The organism is Hylemonella sp. W303a, from assembly GCF_046452315.1.
Lineage (GTDB): Bacteria > Pseudomonadota > Gammaproteobacteria > Burkholderiales > Burkholderiaceae_C > Hylemonella.
On sequence record NZ_JBKFDG010000002.1, the window covers coordinates 407,274 to 423,913 of the forward strand.

The following is a 16,640-nucleotide window of genomic DNA, read 5'->3' on the forward strand; positions in this document are numbered from 1 at the left end:
AAACCGTCGTTTCCACCGCGTCACGGATCATTTCGAATCCAAGACGCTTTTCTGAAAGAACCTGCATGAGCAGCAAACTGTACGTCGGCAACCTCCCTTACACCGTGCGCGACGATGATCTTCAACAACAATTCGGTGCCTTTGGCGACGTGCAATCGGCCAAGGTCATGATGGACCGTGACAGCGGCCGCTCCAAGGGCTTCGGCTTCGTGGAGATGGGCAGCGCCGACCAGGCCGAAGCCGCGATCCGCGGCTTGCATGGCCAGAACGTCGGCGGCCGTGACCTGGTGGTCAACATCGCTCGCCCGATGGAACCCCGCACGGGTGGCGGTGGCGGCTTTGGCGGCGGTGGTCGTCGCGAAGGTGGCGGCGGTGGCTACGGCGGTGGTGCCCGCAACAACCGCTACTGATCAGCACGGCGCGCAGCGCGCCCTGTGACAAAAAAACCGGCCTCGGCCGGTTTTTTCATGGGCGCAACGATCACGGGCATTAAGATGCGGCTCGTTCAAACACCAAGAGGCCGTCATGATCCGATTCAGCGAAGAACATGTGTGGGTGCGCGTCGAGGGCGACATCGGCGTGGTAGGAATCACCTTGCATGCGCAAGACACCCTGGGTGACATCGTGTTCGTTGAGCTGCCCGCAGTCGGCCGAGCGCTGGCAGCGGGAGACGTGGCCGGCGTGGTGGAGTCCGTCAAAGCGGCGGCTGATGTGTACAGCCCCGCCAGCGGCACGGTCACCGAGGTAAACGAAGCCCTGCGCGAAGACCCTGCTTTAGCCAATCGCTCGCCCCTCGACACAGGTTGGTTCTACAAGCTTCGGCTGTCGAACCCCGCGGAACTTGCCACCTTGATGGACGAGGACAGCTACGCGAGCAGCTTGATGACCTGAGGTCGTGTGGCGGGCGCTCGGTGACTCAGGCCCAATAGGCAGGATCGGGCAACTCGCTAAAGACTTTGCGCAACTGCGCGCCCCAACGCTCGCGCAGCGAAGTGAAGTAAGGGTCTTTGCCATCGATCAGGGCATGGCGCGTGACGCGCAGGCTATCGGTCTCGTAGCACAGCAGGTCCAGCGGCAATCCCACCGAGAGATTGGACTTCATGGTCGAATCCATCGAAATCAGGCAGCACTTCGCCGCCTCGTCCAAGGACAGATCGCCCTCGACCACGCGGTCCATGATGGGTTTGCCGTACTTGGACTCCCCGATCTGGAAGTACGGCGTCTCGGGCGTGGCCTCGATGAAATTGCCCGCCGCGTAGATGTTGAACAGCCGTGGCGGCTCGCCACGGATCTGCCCCCCAAAAATCAGGTTGATGTTGAAGTCGATGCCAAAGTCCTTGAGCGCCGAGGCTTCACGGACGTGCACCCTGCGGACCGTTTCGCCCACGATGCGCGCGGCCGAGAACATATTGGTCGCGCTCGCCAGATTGCGACCTTCGTCCAGCATGGCCTGCTGCGCGGCCAGGTCCGCGTTGCCCTCGTCTCCCGGCGTTTGCGCCGATGGCTTCATCTGCACGCGCAAACTGCTGGCCACGGCCTGACTCAGCGAAAGATTGCCCGAAGACAGCAAGACCATCACCCGCTCTCCGGGAACTTCGTAGACGTGCATCTTGCGGAAAGTGCTGATCTGGTCCACCCCAGCGTTGGTGCGTGAGTCGGACAGAAAAACCAGGCCCGCATCAATGCGGACCGCCGTGCAGTAAGTCATGGTCAGGGGGCTGCAGCACCGCGCTGCCGCGTTGCCCAGCCAAGACGAAGTCAAGGACTCGCCATCTTAACGACCTCGGCACATTCGGCCAGATCGACGGTCTCGAGCCTAGGGGTGCGGTCTTGCTCATCGAAATGGTCTCGAACAAATCACCGGACAGCACTGACTCACGCGATGGCGGCCTCCGCTTCCTGCAAAGCTCGCCACATGACCTTGCCGCTGCCACTCTTGGGAAGAGCCTCGACGAACTGCACGATGCGCGGGACCTTGTAGACCGCCATGTTCTCGCGGCACCAGGCCATGATGTCCTCTTCGCTCACCACACCGGCCTGCCCGGCGCGCAACACGACCACGGCCTTGACCGTCTCTCCTCGATAGCTGTCCTTGGCAGCAATCACGCAGGCCTCCTGGATGGCCGGGTGCCTGAACATCAAGGCCTCCACCTCGGCGGGCCAGACCTTGAAACCACTGGCATTGATCATGCGTTTGAGGCGGTCGGTGATGAAGAAGTAGCCTTCATCATCCACGCGCCCCAGGTCGCCAGTGCGAAAGAATCGCTTGCCGTCCAACTCAAAGAAGGCGTCTCGGGTGGCATCGGGACGTTTCCAATACCCCTGGAACACCATGGGGCCGTGCACGACAATTTCGCCCTGCTCGCCCGGTGGCAGTTCCTGGAGGGTGCCGGGGTCCACCACCCGCGCGTCGCAACCCATGAAGGGAATGCCCAGGCACTGCTGCTTCGGCTGGTCCGGTGGGTTGCTGTGCGAGGGCGCGGCCGTTTCGGTGAGGCCGTAGCCTTCGGCATAGCGCAGGCCGAACTGCTCGAACAGGCGTTGCGCCACAGCCTGCGGCATGGCCGCACCACCCCCGCCGATGTAGACCAGGCTGGAGAGATCAAAACGCGCGAAATTCGGGCTGGCCATGAGGTCGATCACCATGGTCGGAATGTTGGTCCAGCTCGTGACGCGCCATTTGGAGATAAGCCGCCCGGCCAGTTCCCGGTCCCAGCGCGGCATGATGACCAGGGTGGCGCCGCTGTAGATGGCTGCATGCATCATGCTGACCATGCCGGTGATGTGGAACATCGGCACCACGGCCAGCACCACCGATTCCATCGAGGCTCCGCTCCATAGGCTTCCCGCGACCGCGTTGTGCATCAGGCTGGCGTGAGTGTGCATGCAGCCCTTGGGCAGGCCGGTGGTTCCGCTGGTGTAAGGCAGGGCTGCCAGATCATTCGGCCCGGCACTGATGGAGGGCGGAACCAAAGCGTTCTGCATGACGTGGCTCCAGTCGTGAGCTTGCCCGCCCTCAAGCGTGGGCAAGGGATGGCGCGTCTGCAGCCATGACGACCAGGCTTCGGGTGGGGCGTCGTCGTTTGCTGCGCCAGGATCGAAGGCGTCGGTGAATTGCGTCACGATCAAGTGCAGCAAACGCTGAGGTGCTGGCAGCGCATTGCTGGCGCGTGCCAATTCCGACGCGAGATCCCCCGTGGTGATGGCGACCTTGACGTCCGGATCGGTGATGTAGTGCTTCAACTCCTCGGCCCGATTCATGGGATTGACCGGCACCACGACAGCATTCGCACGCAGGATGGCGAAATGCGCGACGACCAATTGCGGTGAGTTCTGCATGTCCAGGATCACGCGGTCGCCATGCTCCACCCCAAGGCTATACAGGAAGGCCGCCATGCGTTCGGCCTGGCGAGCCAGTTCCGAATACGACATCACCTGCCCAAGAAATGCCATTGCCGGCTTGTCGGCGTAACGTTGCGCGCTGACGGCCAGATTCGTCCAGAGCGAAGTTTGCGGGGGTGTGATCGCGTGCGGCAGGCGCTTGGGCCAATGAGCGTAATGAGGATGCCTATGCGAGACCGATAACGGCGAGGAAGTATTCTGCGCGGACATGCCAAAGAACTCCTGGTGCGGCAAACTGCCAAGCAACCAGACTAGCTGTCCCCATGAATGGCGCGCATCCGGGAAAGCGCCAAAGCCCGCCCCCACCTCCAGATTATCCCCAGGGTCAAACCGTCACCTCGGAGACTGACAACGGCAAAGGACACCACGCACGGAGTCCATTGCCCTAAAGCGCCAATCGTTAGGCGAGCTCGGGCACCAGGAAATCGCGGCTGATGCGCGCGCCGATGTCGTTGACCCGTTCCAGAAACTTGGTCAAGAAGGCGTGCAAGCCCGTGGCCAGGATGTCGTCGATGCGCTCGTACTGCAATTCAGCCAGCAGCTTGCCTGCCAGGTGGCGCGTCTCGGCGATGCCTTCCGTCGCGCTCTCACCTGCCACGAGGCTGAGGTTCTTCACCACCTCGGCCATGCTGGCATGCAGGGAACGCGGCATGTCAGCGCGCAGGATCAGCAACTCGGCCACGCGCTCCGGACGAATCACGTCACGGTAGACCTTGCGGTAGATCTCGAAGGCCGAAACGCTGCGCAGGATGGCACTCCAGTGGTAGAAGTCGTAGGCGCGATCTTTTTCGTCGGCATTGCCAAAGAACTCGCTCTGCACCGCATGGAACTTCACGTCCACCAGTCGCGCCGTGTTGTCGGCCCTTTCCAGGAAAGTGCCCAGGCGCATGAAATGCAGGGCCTCGTCCACCAGCATGGTGCCCAGGGTCACGCCGCGCGACAGGTGGGATCGATGCTTGACCCATTCGAGCAGGCGGGCCGGGTCGCGTTCCAGGTCGCCCAGGCGCAGCATGCGCTTGAACTCCAGCCAGGTCTGGTTCTGCGTCTCCCAGACCTCGGTGGTCAAGCTGCCGCGCACGGCCCGCGCGTTTTCACGCGCGGCGCGCAAGCAGGAAACGATGGATGACGGATTGTTTTCGTCGCTGACCATGAAGGCCATCACGTCCCGAGGCGTCACCTCGCCATGGCGCGCGGTGTAGGCAGGCAAGAGTTCGCTGATGGACAACAGGCTCTGCCAGCCCAGCAAGGCGACAGCCGCGGACTGCGGCAGCATGGCGGTTTCGTGGTTGACGCTGAGCATGCGGGCGGTGTTCTCGGCCCGTTCCGTGTAGCGGTTCATCCAAAACAGATGGTCGGCGGTACGCGATAGCATTCAAACTTCTCCTCAAGCCGACGTCAGACTTCCAGCACCCAGGAATCCTTGGTGCCCCCGCCCTGCGAAGAATTGACCACCAGGGACCCTTCCTTGAGCGCGACGCGGGTCAAGCCACCCGCCACCATCTGCACGGTCTTGCCCGTCAGCACGAAGGGCCGCAAGTCAATGTGCCGTGGGGCGATACCGCTCTCGACGAATGTCGGGCAAGTCGACAAAGACAGCGTGGGCTGCGCGATGTAGTTGCCCGGTTTCTCCTTGAGCACGCGCGCGAAGTCCTCGATCTGCTGCCGAGTCGAGGCTGGCCCGACCAACATGCCGTAGCCGCCCGCGCCATGCACCTCCTTGACCACCAAATCCTTGAGGTTGGCCAACACGTATTTCAAATCCTCGGGCTTGCGGCACATGTAGGTGGGCACGTTGTTGAGGATGGGTTTCTCGCCGAGGTAAAACTCGATCATCGCGGGCACATACGGGTAGATGGACTTGTCGTCCGCCACACCCGTGCCCACGGCATTGCACAGGGTCACGTGGCCCGCACAGTAAGCCTCCATCAACCCGGCGCACCCCAAGGTCGAATCCGCGCGGAACACATGCGGGTCCAGGAAGTCGTCGTCAAGCCGACGGTAGATCACGTCCACGCGCTTGGGGCCACGCGTGGTTCGCATGTAGACAAAACCATCGCGCACGAACAGATCCTGCCCCTGCACCAGTTCTACGCCCATTTGCTGCGCCAAAAAGGCATGCTCAAAGTAGGCGCTGTTGTACATGCCGGGCGTGAGCACGACCACGGTGGGCTCGCCCGTGGTGTCGGGGGCGGACGCGCGCAGGGTTTCCAGCAGCAGGTCTGGGTAGTGTTCGACTGGCGCGACGCGGTGCGCGTTGAACAGCTCGGGGAAGAGCCGCATCATCATCTTGCGGTCTTCGATCATGTAGCTGACGCCACTGGGTACGCGCAGATTGTCTTCCAGCACGTAGTACTGGCCCACGCCATCGGCATCAGGCGCACGCACGATGTCGACGCCGCTGATGTGAGAGTAGATGTCGTTGGGCACATGCACCCCCATCATCTGGGGACGGTACTGCGCGTTGTGCAGGATCTGCTCAGCCGGAATCACGCCGGCGCGCAGGATTTCCTGGTCATGGTAGACGTCATGGATGAAGCGATTGAGGGCCGTCACACGCTGCGCCAGGCCACGCTCCATGCCGCTCCACTCGGCAGCGGGAATGATGCGAGGAATCAAGTCAAAGGGGATCAGCCGTTCTGTCCCCGATCCGTCCTCGTCCTTGTCGCCGTAGACCGCGAAAGTGATGCCGACGCGCCGAAAGATCATTTCGGCTTCTTCGCGCCGGGCTTTCATCGCATCAGGGCTCTGGGCTGAGAGCCACTGCGCATACGCCTGATAGTGCGCACGAATATCGCTGGCAGCGCCTTGAGTCATGAACTGCGCGCCCGAGGCGCCACCCTGCTTCATCAAGCCAGCAGCCAACGTGCCGGACTCCAGGTACATCTCGTCAAACTTCAACATGCGGCCTAGCCTTGTTCTGGTCTTTCCGATCTTCCGGTCATGCCCACGCCACAGCTTGCAGTCATGGGTTTCAGACGTTGCCGCAGCCACGCCGCGCCAACGGTCCGCACTCCGCTGCCTGCAACGGCTTTTGCATGAGCTGAGCACAAGGGTACCAGCAAATTCCGGGCCTACCCCCCGAATAGGGGCCTCGGATGAGGCGCGTTCGCATGCCTGGGCCTTTGGCTCAGCTCTTGCTATAAGCTCATCAAACCGCACCGGGATTGAATACTTCACTCTCCGTCATCTGCCGCCACGCACGGCTCAGCAACGAGCCTCCACCCTCCCCGCACTCATCGCGCCATGTCCATCCACGCCGCACTCCAGCACGTCACCCACTACAAGTACGACCGTCCGGTACAACTGGGTCCGCAGACTGTGCGGCTAAGGCCCGCACCCCATTGCCGCAGCAAGATCATCTCGTATTCGCTGCGGGTTGAACCAGCCCAACACTTCATCAACTGGCAGCAGGACCCCTTCGCGAACTACCAGGCTCGGCTGGTTTTTCCGGAGAAGACACGAGAGTTTCAAGTCGCGATCGATCTGGTGGTCGAGATGGCGGTCTACAACCCCTTCGACTTCTTCTTGGAGCCCGAGGCAGAACATTTTCCTTTCAGCTACAACCCAGCCTTGCGTGAGGAGCTGGCGCCCTACTTGGTGGCGGCGCCACTCACGCCGCTGCTGAAGCAGTATCTGGATGGCATTGATTTGCGAAAACGTCGCACGGTGGATTTCCTGGTCGCGCTCAACCAGAAACTGCAAACCGACATCCAGTACCTCATCCGGCTGGAGCCTGGCGTGCAGACACCCGAAGAGACCTTGCGCAAGGCCAGCGGCTCCTGCCGCGATTCCGGCTGGCTGCTGGTCAACCTGCTCAGGCATTGCGGCTTGGCGGCACGTTTTGTCTCGGGTTACCTGATCCAACTGACGCCCGACGTGAAAGCCATCGACGGTCCCAGCGGCACCACGGTGGACTTCACAGACCTGCATGCCTGGTGCGAGGTGTATCTGCCGGGCGCGGGCTGGATCGGTCTGGACCCCACCAGTGGTCTGATGGCGGGCGAGGGTCACATTCCCCTGGCCTGCACCCCGCAACCGTCGGGCGCCGCGCCCATCGAAGGCATGTTTTCGGTGGCGGCCCCCGCCAGCGAGGGGGACGAGGCAGACGTCGAGTTTTCGCACCACATGCAGGTCACGCGCATCCATGAGTCTCCTCGCGTCACCAAGCCCTACACCGACGCACAGTGGGCCGCCATCATGGCCCTGGGAGAACAGGTGGAGAGCCAGCTACAGGCCGGCGATGTGCGCCTGACGATGGGCGGCGAACCCACTTTCGTCGCCACCAGTGATCGGGATGCACCCGAATGGAACACCGATGCACTCGGTCCAACCAAACGTGGCTACGCCACCGAGTTGGTGCACAAATTGCGCACCGAATACGGGCAAGGCGGTTTTCTTCATTTCGGACAAGGCAAGTGGTACCCGGGTGAGCAGTTGCCGCGCTGGGCGCTCTCCATTTGCTGGCGGGCAGATGGCGAGCCCATCTGGCACGACCCAGGCTTGTTCGCCGACGAACGATCTCCGGGTCAATACAGCAGTGAAGACGCCCAACTCTTCACCCACACCCTGGCCAGCAAGCTGGGGCTGAACACTCGTTATATTCAGCCCGGCTACGAAGACACGTGGTACTACCTGTGGCGCGAGCGGCGCCTTCCGGTCAATGTGGATCCCTTTCACGCCCGGCTGGACGACGAACTGGAACGCCAACGGCTGCGGCGGGTCTTCAGCCAGAAATTGGACGCTGTGGTGGGTTACGCACTCCCCTTGCAGGCCGGCGCGGGCCCGACGCTGGGCGGTTCACGTTGGAGCACCGGCCCTTGGTTCTTTAGAGATGAGCGCATGTACCTTGTGCCGGGAGACTCGGCCATGGGGTATCGCCTACCGCTGGACTCTCTGCCCTGGGTGGGAGAGGGCGACTATCCGTGGGTCATCCAACAAGACCCCTACGACCCGCGCCCGCCTCTGCAGCGAGCCGCGGAAATTCGCGCGCAGTACACAGCGCGCAAGCTGAGTGGCTCAGTAGCGGGCGGCTCGGGCGGCGAAACCCCGCCCACGGGCCCGAACGGTATGAGCGCCGGCACCGGGCCTCAATCCGCAGCAATGTCTACACGTCAACCCCAGCGTTTCGAATCCGCGCACTGGATCACGCGGACCGCGCTGTGCGTGGAGGCGCGCGATCCCATGCGTGCCAACGGACCGAAGGCCGAACGAGAGCACGGTGGCAAGAGTAGTGGCCTCCTCTACGTCTTCATGCCGCCCCTGGCGCGGCTAGAGGATTATCTGGATCTGCTGTCCGCGGTTGAGGCGACCGCCGCCGAGCTAGGCTTCAAGATCGTGCTGGAAGGCTATCCCCCCCCGAGGGATGCTCGACTCAAGATGCTGCAGGTCACGCCTGACCCCGGTGTGATCGAGGTCAACATCCACCCCTCGCACAACTGGAAGGAACTGGTTCAACGCACCGAGTTCCTCTACCAGGCGGCCTTCGAAACGCATCTGTGCGCCGAAAAATTCATGACCGACGGTCGCCACACCGGCACGGGCGGGGGGAACCACTTCGTGCTCGGCGGCGCCACGCCCGCGGACAGTCCGTTCTTGCGACGACCAGAGCTTCTCGCCAGCCTGCTGCTGTACTGGCACAACCACCCCTCGCTGAGTTACCTGTTCAGCGGCCTCTTCATCGGCCCGACCAGCCAGGCCCCACGGGTGGATGAGGCTCGCAACGACCAGCTGTACGAGCTGGAGATTGCGCTGAGGGAGATCCAAGTCAACCGCCAAAAGTACGGACAGGACATGCCGCCTTGGTTGCTGGACCGCACGTTGCGCAACATCCTGATCGACGTGACAGGCAACACCCACCGCAGCGAATTCTGCATCGACAAGATGTACTCGCCAGATGGTCCCACCGGCCGCCTGGGCCTGCTGGAATTACGCGCGTTCGAGATGCCGCCTCACGCGCGCATGAGCATCGCGCAGCAGTTGCTGTTGCGCGCCTTGGTCGCGCGCTTCTGGAACCAGCCTTACCAGGCACCGGCCACGCGGTGGGGCACGGAGTTACATGACCGATTCCTGCTCCCCACATTCGTCAAGATGGACTTTGCAGATGTCTTGCAGGAAATGCGACAGGCCGGTTTTGCCTTCGAAGACGCATGGTTCGCCCCGCACTTCGAATTCCGCTTCCCGCTGGCAGGCGAGCTGCAGATGCTGGGCATGACCCTCACGCTGCGCAATGCCCTCGAACCCTGGCACGTGATGGGTGAGGAGGGTGCGGTTGGCGGTACGGTGCGTTATGTGGACTCCTCGATGGAGCGCATCGAAGTCCGGGTGACCGGTCTCAACCCCAGCCGCCACACGGTGACGGTCAATGGACGTCCCCTACCTCTGCAGCCCACGGGCACCGTGGGCGAGTATGTCGCTGGCGTGCGCTACAAGGCCTGGAACCCGCCGTCTAGCCTGCACCCCACGATCGGCGTGCATGCGCCACTGGTGTTCGATCTGGTGGACACCTGGATGCAGCGCAGCCTGGGCGGCTGCCAATACCATGTGGCGCATCCGGGCGGGCGCAACTACATCACCTTCCCGATCAACGCCTACGAGGCCGAAAGCCGCCGCCTGGCACGTTTTTCCCTTACGCGCCACACGCACGAACCGCTGTCGCCCCTGTCGGCCACCCAGGCGCTGCCAGGCAGCCGCGAGTTCCCGTTCACGCTGGATCTGCGGAACTGAAACCCAGGCAGCGGCGGCGCCACGTTCCCTCCGCCGCCTGCGCCACCCAGGTCGCGCAAGGCCCTTGCCCGGTCCCCGCTCGCCCACAGCCAGGGCGGAACGGGTGCTCGGGCAAGCGCGGGCCGGCCGCGCTATAATCGTGGGCTCTGCTGACAACATCCACAGACACAAAGGAAACCACTCATGGCCTCTGGAAAGCCAAAGAAGAAGAACCCGCGCCTGGCGTCGGGCCGCAAACGCGCACGTCAGGACGTCAAGCTCAACGCAGCCAACACTTCCCTGCGCTCCAAATACCGTACCGCCGTGAAGAACGTTGAAAAAGCCGTTCTGACCGGTGACAAGGCCAAGGCCACCGAACTGTTTGCCAAGATGCAGGCCGTGGTGGACTCCGTGGCCGACAAGGGCATCTTCCACAAGAACAAGGCCTCTCGCGACAAGAGCCGCCTGTCCGCCAAGGTCAAAGCCTTGGCCGCCGCCTGATCCATAGTCATCAGGCAAGCCCGGAGCGGTATCCGCATCGCTTCGCCGTTTGAAACGGGTGCGCTGTCAACAGAGCAAAACGCCGCTGGGAAACCAGCGGCGTTTTTGTTTGGCGATCCATCCGGAATCGACTTGCTTTCGATCAAGCGGGAAGGCTTCGGCCTTCAGCCTGGATCAGCCCTCGACAGGACGTCCCTGCGCATCGAGCTCGATCATCTGCAGGTCATTGTCTTTCGCAAAATTGATGCAGAAGTCCCAGGCCTTGGGTTCAACATCGCGCAATTCGCGGTTCACGATCACGCATTTCACCCCATCCGCGGTCGTGCTGGGCACACACCAAGGTGAGTAGGCCCAATGACCGCCACGCGTCGCAACACCTGGGCAGAACTGGCTCATCACCCCTGCCAAGCGCTCGGCCCAGTCGCTGGGACGAAAAGTCTTGCCTGAGCGGGTGAGCCCGAGGATTTGGACTTCTTTGACGGTGGTGGAAACCATGACGCAAGTATTCTATCTTATATAAGACTTGAGGCAATGCGGCACCCCATCATGACACCACCCAGGGCCTAAAATGCGGGCACGGTTTTCCAGTCGGCCCAAGCCGCCGCAAGCGCTTGGGCCGCTTTGTTTTCCTCAACGAATCGCGCCCCATGAACCACCCTGCCGCCCTGCCCGTCGCGCCCAGCTCGCCCCACGTGATGAACACCTACGGTCGTGTACCGATCGCACTGTCGCACGGTCAAGGCTGCCGCGTCTGGGACGTTAACGGCAAGGAGTATCTGGACGCCCTGGCGGGCATCGCAGTCAACACCTTGGGTCACAACCACCCGCGACTCGTGCCTGCCCTCCAGGAACAGATCGCCAAGCTCATCCACACATCGAACTATTACCACGTGCCGGGCCAGGAACAACTCGCCACGCGACTGGCCGAGCTGTCAGGCATGAGCAAGGCCTTTTTCTGCAACAGCGGTCTGGAAGCAAACGAGGCGGTGATCAAGTTGGCCCGAAAGTTCGGGCACGACAAAGGCATCCACAACCCGCAGATCGTCGTCTATGAACGCGCCTTCCACGGCCGTTCGATCGCCACCCTGAGTGCAACCGGCAACACCAAACTGCAAAAAGGCTTTGAGCCCATGGTGCCGGGTTTCATCCGCGTACCGCTCAACGACATCGAAGCCTTGAAGCGCGCCACCGAAGGCAATCCCGACGTGGTGGCTGTGTTCTTCGAGACCATCCAGGGCGAAGGCGGGATCAACGCCATGCGCAACGAGTATCTTCGCGCCGTGCGCGCGCTTTGCACGGAACGGGACTGGCTGCTATGCATTGATGAAGTGCAAAGCGGTATGGGCCGCACAGGCAAATGGTTCGCCCACCAATGGGCCGGCATCGTGCCAGACGTGATGGCACTCGCCAAGGGTTTGGCCTCAGGGGTGCCCATCGGCGCGATCGTCACGGGCCCGAAGGCTGCGGAGGTACTGCAGCCTGGTAACCACGGCAGTACCTTTGGCGGAAATCCGCTGGCGATGCGCGCAGGCGTCGAGACCCTGCGCATCATGGAAGAAGACGACTTGTTGGAGAACGCTGCAAACATGGGCGAGTACCTGATGGGTCGCCTGCGCACCGAGTTGGGTACGCACCCCGGTGTCAAGGAAGTGCGGGGCCAGGGCCTGATGATCGGAATGGAGCTCGCGAAGCCCTGCGGTGCTTTGATCGCCCGTGCGGCCGAGGCAGGCCTGCTGATCAGCGTGACAGCCGATAGCGTCGTCCGCCTGTTGCCACCGCTCATCATCAACAAGGCAGAGATTGACGAGCTGTTGGCGCGCCTGCTGCCTTTGGTGCGCACCTTCCTCGCAGAACAAGAATGAACGCCGCCATGTCTCAGAAACTCAAGCACTACCTGCAGTTCAGCGACTTGAGCGCGGAGGAATACGGCTACCTCTTCGAGCGCTCGCGCTTCATCAAAGCCAAATTCAAGGCTTTTGAGAAGTACCACCCCTTCGCCGATCCGGACCGCACACTGGCGATGATCTTCGAGAAAGCCTCCACGCGCACCCGCGTGAGTTTCGAGGCGGGCATGTACCAACTGGGCGGCAGTGTGGTTCATCTGACGACGGGGGATAGCCAGCTCGGGCGCGCTGAACCGATCGAGGACAGCGCACGGGTCATCAGCCGTATGGTGGACATCGTCATGATCCGCACTTTCGGCCAGGACAAGATCGAACGCTTTGCGGCGCATTCGCGCGTGCCCGTGATCAATGGTCTGACGAACGAATACCACCCTTGCCAGATCCTCGCGGACCTCTTCACCTACCTTGAGTATCGCGGCGTCACCGCGGACGGCAGGCTGGAGCCTGGCAACCTTAAAGGCAAGGTCGTGGCTTGGGTGGGTGATGGCAACAACATGGCCAACACCTGGCTACAGGCGGCCGACCTGCTGGGTTTCACGGTGCACGTGAGCACACCCAGCGGCTACGAGATCGATCCAGCGATCGCTCATGTCCGCAGCGACTGCTACAAGGTCTTCAAGGACCCATTGCAAGCGTGCGTGGGGGCCGACCTGGTGACCACCGATGTTTGGACCAGCATGGGCTACGAAGCCGAGAATGAAGCGCGCCGCAAGGCCTTCGCTGACTGGTGCGTGGACAGCCGCATGATGAAGGCAGCCAAACCCGACGCCCTGTTCATGCATTGCCTCCCCGCTCATCGGGGTGAGGAAGTCACGGCCGACGTCATCGACGGACCGCAGTCGGTGGTCTGGGATGAAGCCGAAAACCGAATGCATGTGCAAAAAGCACTCATGGAGTACCTGCTACTGGGCCGCTTGACCTGAAAAAAGTCGCCACAACCGACGATCACCATGACTGCCTGCACAAGCTGTGGCGCCTGCTGCTGCTATTTTCGAGTCGACTTCTCTGCCTATGAGCTGGAGAGTGCCGGTGGTACCGTGCCTGACGGACTGGCCGTTGAAGTTAACGGCAACACCGCGCGGATGCGAGGCACCGACCACGTGCCGATCCGCTGCGCCGCCTTGACGGGCAAGCTGGGCACGCAGGTCGCCTGTGGCATCTACGAATGGCGCCCGTCCCCGTGCCGCGAGTTCGAGGAAGGCAGCGAAGCCTGCAACCGCGCCCGCTCCCGGCACGGACTTCCACCGTTGACAGACAACGTGGGCTAAACGTCCATAGAGTGGCCTGCCCGGAGGGAATCGAACCCCCGACCCACAGCTTAGAAGGCTGTTGCTCTATCCAACTGAGCTACGGGCAGTCACGAAGGCGCGATCATACCGGCGCTAAAGCACGCGAAGCGTGCACCACTGCGCGCGCCATGGATGCATTACAAATAACTCAACACTTCCTGCTGGGACGTCCAATCGATGGCCTTGGCATCCAACACCTGCTGGCTGTCAAGATGCAAAGCGGACGCCACCCCTTGCGGAAAACTGGCGAGCAGTTCGCTGAAGTTCAGGTTGGCTTCTTGTCCGCGGGCACGCCATGCGGCTAGGTGCACCATGGCAGTAAGGGCGACCGATTGCGATGTGGGAGCCTCGCCCTTCTGCCCAGGGCCGGTCAATCCAATCGGCGGTTCGACGTGATGCTCCAGCACATCGACCAGTGGACTCGGCAACTTCCAGGAGCGAGCAAACGCTCCGCCGACTTCCGCATAAGAGTAGCCGAGGAGTTTTTTCTCCTCCGCGGCGCGGCGCAAATCGAAGACCGGCACCAAGGCGTCGAGTTCAGCCATTTGCCGCGGCAGGGCACGATGCATGATCAGTTCGCCCGCCGCATGCACCAAGCCAGCGGTGAAAGCCGTGGCCGCATAGGGAGTCACCATGGCCAACTTGCGTGCAAGCTTGGCGGTGTTGAGGCTGTAGCGCCAGAACTGAGTCATATTGACGCCCCCGACCTGCCGCAAGGCGCTGGCCACGGCTGCGGCGTGGACCATCTCTCGCAATTCGCTCAGCCCAAACAGGGGCAAGGCTTCACCCAAACTGCTCACGCCACGGCTCAGGTTGAACCGAGACGAGTTGGCGATGGCCAACAGTCGGGCGGTCATCACCGGATCCTCCTTCAAGCGAGCACTGATCCTGCGCAAGTCAGGGTCCGGACGCCCGAGCTCGTTCATCACCAGCGCGATCACCCGCGGGATGCTAGGAAATGCCCCGGGGTCGTGAACAAGTTGCTTCAGATCCATGAACGAATTGGAGTGGGAAAATCTCGACGCGGACAGAACCACACTTCGGAAAATGTCCCATCGTAGCGTTCGACCGGTCACCAGTCCGAGGCATTACATGCTGAAACATGCTTGCCCCTGGACAAGAAAAAACGGGGCTGCAAATTGACCGCGCAACACGCTCGCACGCGAGAGGAACCAACGAAAACGCCACTGAGGCAAGGCATCAGTGGCGTTCAGGTGAATTTTGGTCGGTGTGAAAGGATTCGAACCTTCGACCCCTTGCACCCCATGCAAGTGCGCTACCAGGCTGCGCCACACACCGAAGAGGCCGCATTATAGCCTGAGATCCGGGCCTCTTCGACATCGAGCGAGCAAACGCGGCGACCGACGCGTAGCGTCGGCCCCAGTGTCACGCGGCTTGGGCCTCGGTCGCTTGTGCTGCCCTCGCCTTTCGATTGCGCTCCAGCCACCCATTGACCAGGCGAACCGTTTCACACACAGAGTCCGATTGCAGATTCTGCTGCTCAGCCACCAGCTTCACCAATAGATCTATACGCTCAATGTCTGTCGCGCCCGCTGCCAGGGCACGCGCGGCTGAAGAGGGTTTGAGCAAACCGGTGCCTGCGGCAGCATATTTATCGAAGGGCACCAAATCGTCTGGCAGCGCGCCGAGTTGACGACACAGCTGGCACACCCATTCGTACACGTCGCGAGACTGCGTGATATCTCCATGCACGGCTTCCTTGATCGAACGCATCCCTTGCGCGCCGATGCATCGGTAGTTGCCGGTGAGCAGCATGGCCCACTTCGCAAGCGGGACGAAGATGGAGTCATGCACCTTGAGTTTGACCGGCAAGTCCAGTCGCTCGCCACCCACTTCAAGACGAGCATCCGCGATGTCTTGTTCCATCTGCGTCAGCATCGCGGTGTGCGCGGGATTCTCGAACCGAGCCACCTTGAAGTTGGTCGGTAGGCCCACTTGGAGCACGTTGGGACGCTCTTCCGGCGGGCGGAAAGCCTGGGGGTCTGGGCTGCACAGGGTCATGAGGCCAGGCTCAAATTGCTCCCACACGGCGGGGTCGTGATAACAGGCGCGCAGCGCCTTGGCATCCAACCCAGGAATCCGCGCCAGGTAGGGCAGCGGCGGCATGTTCATGATCGACAGGCATGGCAACTTGGCTCGGGCCACCGACTGCATCAGTTCTCGCACGCCGGGCGCGCTGTACTGCGGCTCTTGCATGGCAAGGCACACAAGATCGTATCGCGTGACTTGCACGGCTTGCGGCGACATCGCTTCAAGTTGGCCTGCCGCAGCAGGTAATTCGCGGGAGTCAATCTCCACCAAACCGTCGCGCCCTTTGACGGGCATGCGAACGCGCGTGCCTTCCCGGTTGATCAGATCGGCAGTCTCTTGGCGGCAAACCAGGGTCACGCTGTGCCCCGCCATCAAGAGTTTGCTGCCAAGCAAGGAGCCATAAGACGCCCCCAGTATCAGCACCTTGAATTGCTTTTTCATGTCGAACACTACCTTTCTATTTACTTGAGAACCGTTCGCTCAGCCGACAGCGCTTTTTCTGATTTTTGTGCACTGCAGCGTAGGCACTGACCCCATCGTAAAACGAAGCTCTCAAAATCGATAGCCACCACCACAAGAGCAGAAAAGTAAATATTCTTTTTATATCAATAGCTTACCGAAATCATTCCTTAATATGAAAAGGAATATCTCATATTCAAATGGAATCCTCAGTCAAGCTCCAAGGTGATTTCGCATTGAGAAAAGAAATCAGTATGCGTGAAATCATGCATCGCACCACCCGCGCAACCACTGCGGCAGGCCACGTCCGCGTAGTCACCCCGCGCTTTGA

At 61.6% G+C, this 16,640-nt stretch carries 14 protein-coding genes and 2 tRNA genes; 7 read left to right on the plus strand and 9 right to left on the minus strand.

The genetic code is table 11. The features are described 5' to 3' along the window. Positions 1 to 65: 65 nt before the first annotated feature. Together ACLBKS_RS05520 and gcvH are read left to right on the plus strand one after the other, a co-directional pair. On the plus strand, positions 66 to 410 hold the full coding sequence (locus ACLBKS_RS05520) for an RNA recognition motif domain-containing protein (RefSeq protein ID WP_410191786.1): 345 nt from the start codon (positions 66 to 68) through the stop codon (positions 408 to 410). A 115-nt stretch (positions 411 to 525) separates the two neighbouring features. Next, the gene (gene gcvH, locus ACLBKS_RS05525) at positions 526 to 891 is read left to right on the plus strand and encodes a glycine cleavage system protein GcvH (protein ID WP_410191787.1); all 366 of its coding nucleotides are present in this window, start codon (positions 526 to 528) and stop codon (positions 889 to 891) included. 25 nt (positions 892 to 916) lie between these two features. On the opposite strand, the gene ACLBKS_RS05530 is transcribed toward gcvH, so the two are convergent. The 4 genes from ACLBKS_RS05530 to ACLBKS_RS05545 all read right to left on the minus strand — a co-directional run bounded on the left by ACLBKS_RS05530 (position 917) and on the right by ACLBKS_RS05545 (position 6,303). Continuing rightward, positions 917 to 1,708 (minus strand): peptidase, encoded by a 792-nt coding sequence (locus ACLBKS_RS05530; protein WP_410191788.1) that lies wholly within the window; start codon positions 1,706 to 1,708, stop codon positions 917 to 919. Positions 1,709 to 1,875: 167 nt separating this feature from the next. Then, positions 1,876 to 3,612, minus strand: coding sequence for a long-chain fatty acid--CoA ligase (locus ACLBKS_RS05535; protein WP_410191789.1), 1,737 nt, complete (start codon positions 3,610 to 3,612; stop codon positions 1,876 to 1,878). A gap of 190 nt (positions 3,613 to 3,802) precedes the next feature. Next, positions 3,803 to 4,774 carry an alpha-E domain-containing protein gene (locus ACLBKS_RS05540; protein WP_410191790.1) on the minus strand — a complete coding sequence of 324 codons (972 nt, stop codon included), beginning with the start codon at positions 4,772 to 4,774 and terminating at the stop codon, positions 3,803 to 3,805. Positions 4,775 to 4,797: 23 nt separating this feature from the next. Continuing rightward, the gene (locus ACLBKS_RS05545) at positions 4,798 to 6,303 is read right to left on the minus strand and encodes a circularly permuted type 2 ATP-grasp protein (RefSeq protein ID WP_410191791.1); all 1,506 of its coding nucleotides are present in this window, start codon (positions 6,301 to 6,303) and stop codon (positions 4,798 to 4,800) included. A gap of 342 nt (positions 6,304 to 6,645) precedes the next feature. Here ACLBKS_RS05545 and ACLBKS_RS05550 point away from each other — a divergent pair, with 342 nt between their 5' ends. Both ACLBKS_RS05550 and rpsT read left to right on the plus strand, forming a co-directional pair. Further along, complete coding sequence (locus tag ACLBKS_RS05550) at positions 6,646 to 10,125, plus strand: DUF2126 domain-containing protein (protein ID WP_410191792.1); 3,480 nt, start codon at positions 6,646 to 6,648, stop codon at positions 10,123 to 10,125. Between the two features lie 183 nt (positions 10,126 to 10,308). Then, positions 10,309 to 10,605, plus strand: a complete 297-nt coding sequence (gene rpsT / locus ACLBKS_RS05555; protein WP_410191793.1) for a 30S ribosomal protein S20 — start codon at positions 10,309 to 10,311, stop codon at positions 10,603 to 10,605. 174 nt (positions 10,606 to 10,779) lie between these two features. Here the strand turns inward: rpsT and ACLBKS_RS05560 are convergent, their stop codons facing one another. Further along, the gene (locus tag ACLBKS_RS05560; protein ID WP_410191794.1) at positions 10,780 to 11,100 is read right to left on the minus strand and encodes a DUF3579 domain-containing protein; all 321 of its coding nucleotides are present in this window, start codon (positions 11,098 to 11,100) and stop codon (positions 10,780 to 10,782) included. Positions 11,101 to 11,252: 152 nt separating this feature from the next. On the opposite strand from ACLBKS_RS05560, the gene ACLBKS_RS05565 reads away from it, so the two are divergent. Genes ACLBKS_RS05565 through ACLBKS_RS05575 form a run of 3 tightly spaced genes read left to right on the plus strand, consistent with a single transcriptional unit; the run spans position 11,253 to position 13,777 of the window. After that, entirely contained in the window at positions 11,253 to 12,467 is a 1,215-nt protein-coding gene (locus ACLBKS_RS05565; RefSeq protein WP_410191795.1) for an aspartate aminotransferase family protein, read from the plus strand. Between the two features lie 8 nt (positions 12,468 to 12,475). After that, complete coding sequence (argF, locus tag ACLBKS_RS05570; protein WP_410191796.1) at positions 12,476 to 13,432, plus strand: ornithine carbamoyltransferase; 957 nt, start codon at positions 12,476 to 12,478, stop codon at positions 13,430 to 13,432. A gap of 27 nt (positions 13,433 to 13,459) precedes the next feature. After that, a complete protein-coding gene (locus ACLBKS_RS05575; protein ID WP_410191797.1) occupies positions 13,460 to 13,777 on the plus strand; it encodes a YkgJ family cysteine cluster protein in 318 nt (105 codons plus the stop codon). Positions 13,778 to 13,789: 12 nt separating this feature from the next. Here ACLBKS_RS05575 and ACLBKS_RS05580 read toward each other — a convergent pair. The 4 genes from ACLBKS_RS05580 to ACLBKS_RS05595 form a co-directional block, all read right to left on the minus strand. Next, positions 13,790 to 13,866, minus strand: a tRNA-Arg gene (locus ACLBKS_RS05580). A gap of 69 nt (positions 13,867 to 13,935) precedes the next feature. Continuing rightward, positions 13,936 to 14,793, minus strand: coding sequence for an HDOD domain-containing protein (locus ACLBKS_RS05585; protein ID WP_410191798.1), 858 nt, complete (start codon positions 14,791 to 14,793; stop codon positions 13,936 to 13,938). A gap of 227 nt (positions 14,794 to 15,020) precedes the next feature. After that, positions 15,021 to 15,097 (minus strand) — tRNA-Pro (locus ACLBKS_RS05590). 87 nt (positions 15,098 to 15,184) lie between these two features. Next, a complete protein-coding gene (locus tag ACLBKS_RS05595; RefSeq protein ID WP_410191799.1) occupies positions 15,185 to 16,291 on the minus strand; it encodes a ketopantoate reductase family protein in 1,107 nt (368 codons plus the stop codon). Between the last annotated feature and the right edge of the window lie 349 nt (positions 16,292 to 16,640).

Coding starts and splice junctions, on each gene's coding strand:
- gcvH (WP_410191787.1), top strand. CDS start 526: ATGATCCGATTCAGCGAAGAACATGTGTGGGTGCGCGTCGAGGGCGAC.
- ACLBKS_RS05530 (WP_410191788.1), bottom strand. CDS start 1,708: ATGACTTACTGCACGGCGGTCCGCATTGATGCGGGCCTGGTTTTTCTG.
- ACLBKS_RS05550 (WP_410191792.1), top strand. CDS start 6,646: ATGTCCATCCACGCCGCACTCCAGCACGTCACCCACTACAAGTACGAC.
- ACLBKS_RS05520 (WP_410191786.1), top strand. CDS start 66: ATGAGCAGCAAACTGTACGTCGGCAACCTCCCTTACACCGTGCGCGAC.
- argF (WP_410191796.1), top strand. CDS start 12,476: ATGTCTCAGAAACTCAAGCACTACCTGCAGTTCAGCGACTTGAGCGCG.
- ACLBKS_RS05540 (WP_410191790.1), bottom strand. CDS start 4,774: ATGCTATCGCGTACCGCCGACCATCTGTTTTGGATGAACCGCTACACG.
- rpsT (WP_410191793.1), top strand. CDS start 10,309: ATGGCCTCTGGAAAGCCAAAGAAGAAGAACCCGCGCCTGGCGTCGGGC.
- ACLBKS_RS05560 (WP_410191794.1), bottom strand. CDS start 11,100: ATGGTTTCCACCACCGTCAAAGAAGTCCAAATCCTCGGGCTCACCCGC.
- ACLBKS_RS05575 (WP_410191797.1), top strand. CDS start 13,460: ATGACTGCCTGCACAAGCTGTGGCGCCTGCTGCTGCTATTTTCGAGTC.
- ACLBKS_RS05535 (WP_410191789.1), bottom strand. CDS start 3,612: ATGTCCGCGCAGAATACTTCCTCGCCGTTATCGGTCTCGCATAGGCAT.
- ACLBKS_RS05545 (WP_410191791.1), bottom strand. CDS start 6,303: ATGTTGAAGTTTGACGAGATGTACCTGGAGTCCGGCACGTTGGCTGCT.
- ACLBKS_RS05595 (WP_410191799.1), bottom strand. CDS start 16,291: ATGAAAAAGCAATTCAAGGTGCTGATACTGGGGGCGTCTTATGGCTCC.
- ACLBKS_RS05565 (WP_410191795.1), top strand. CDS start 11,253: ATGAACCACCCTGCCGCCCTGCCCGTCGCGCCCAGCTCGCCCCACGTG.
- ACLBKS_RS05585 (WP_410191798.1), bottom strand. CDS start 14,793: ATGGATCTGAAGCAACTTGTTCACGACCCCGGGGCATTTCCTAGCATC.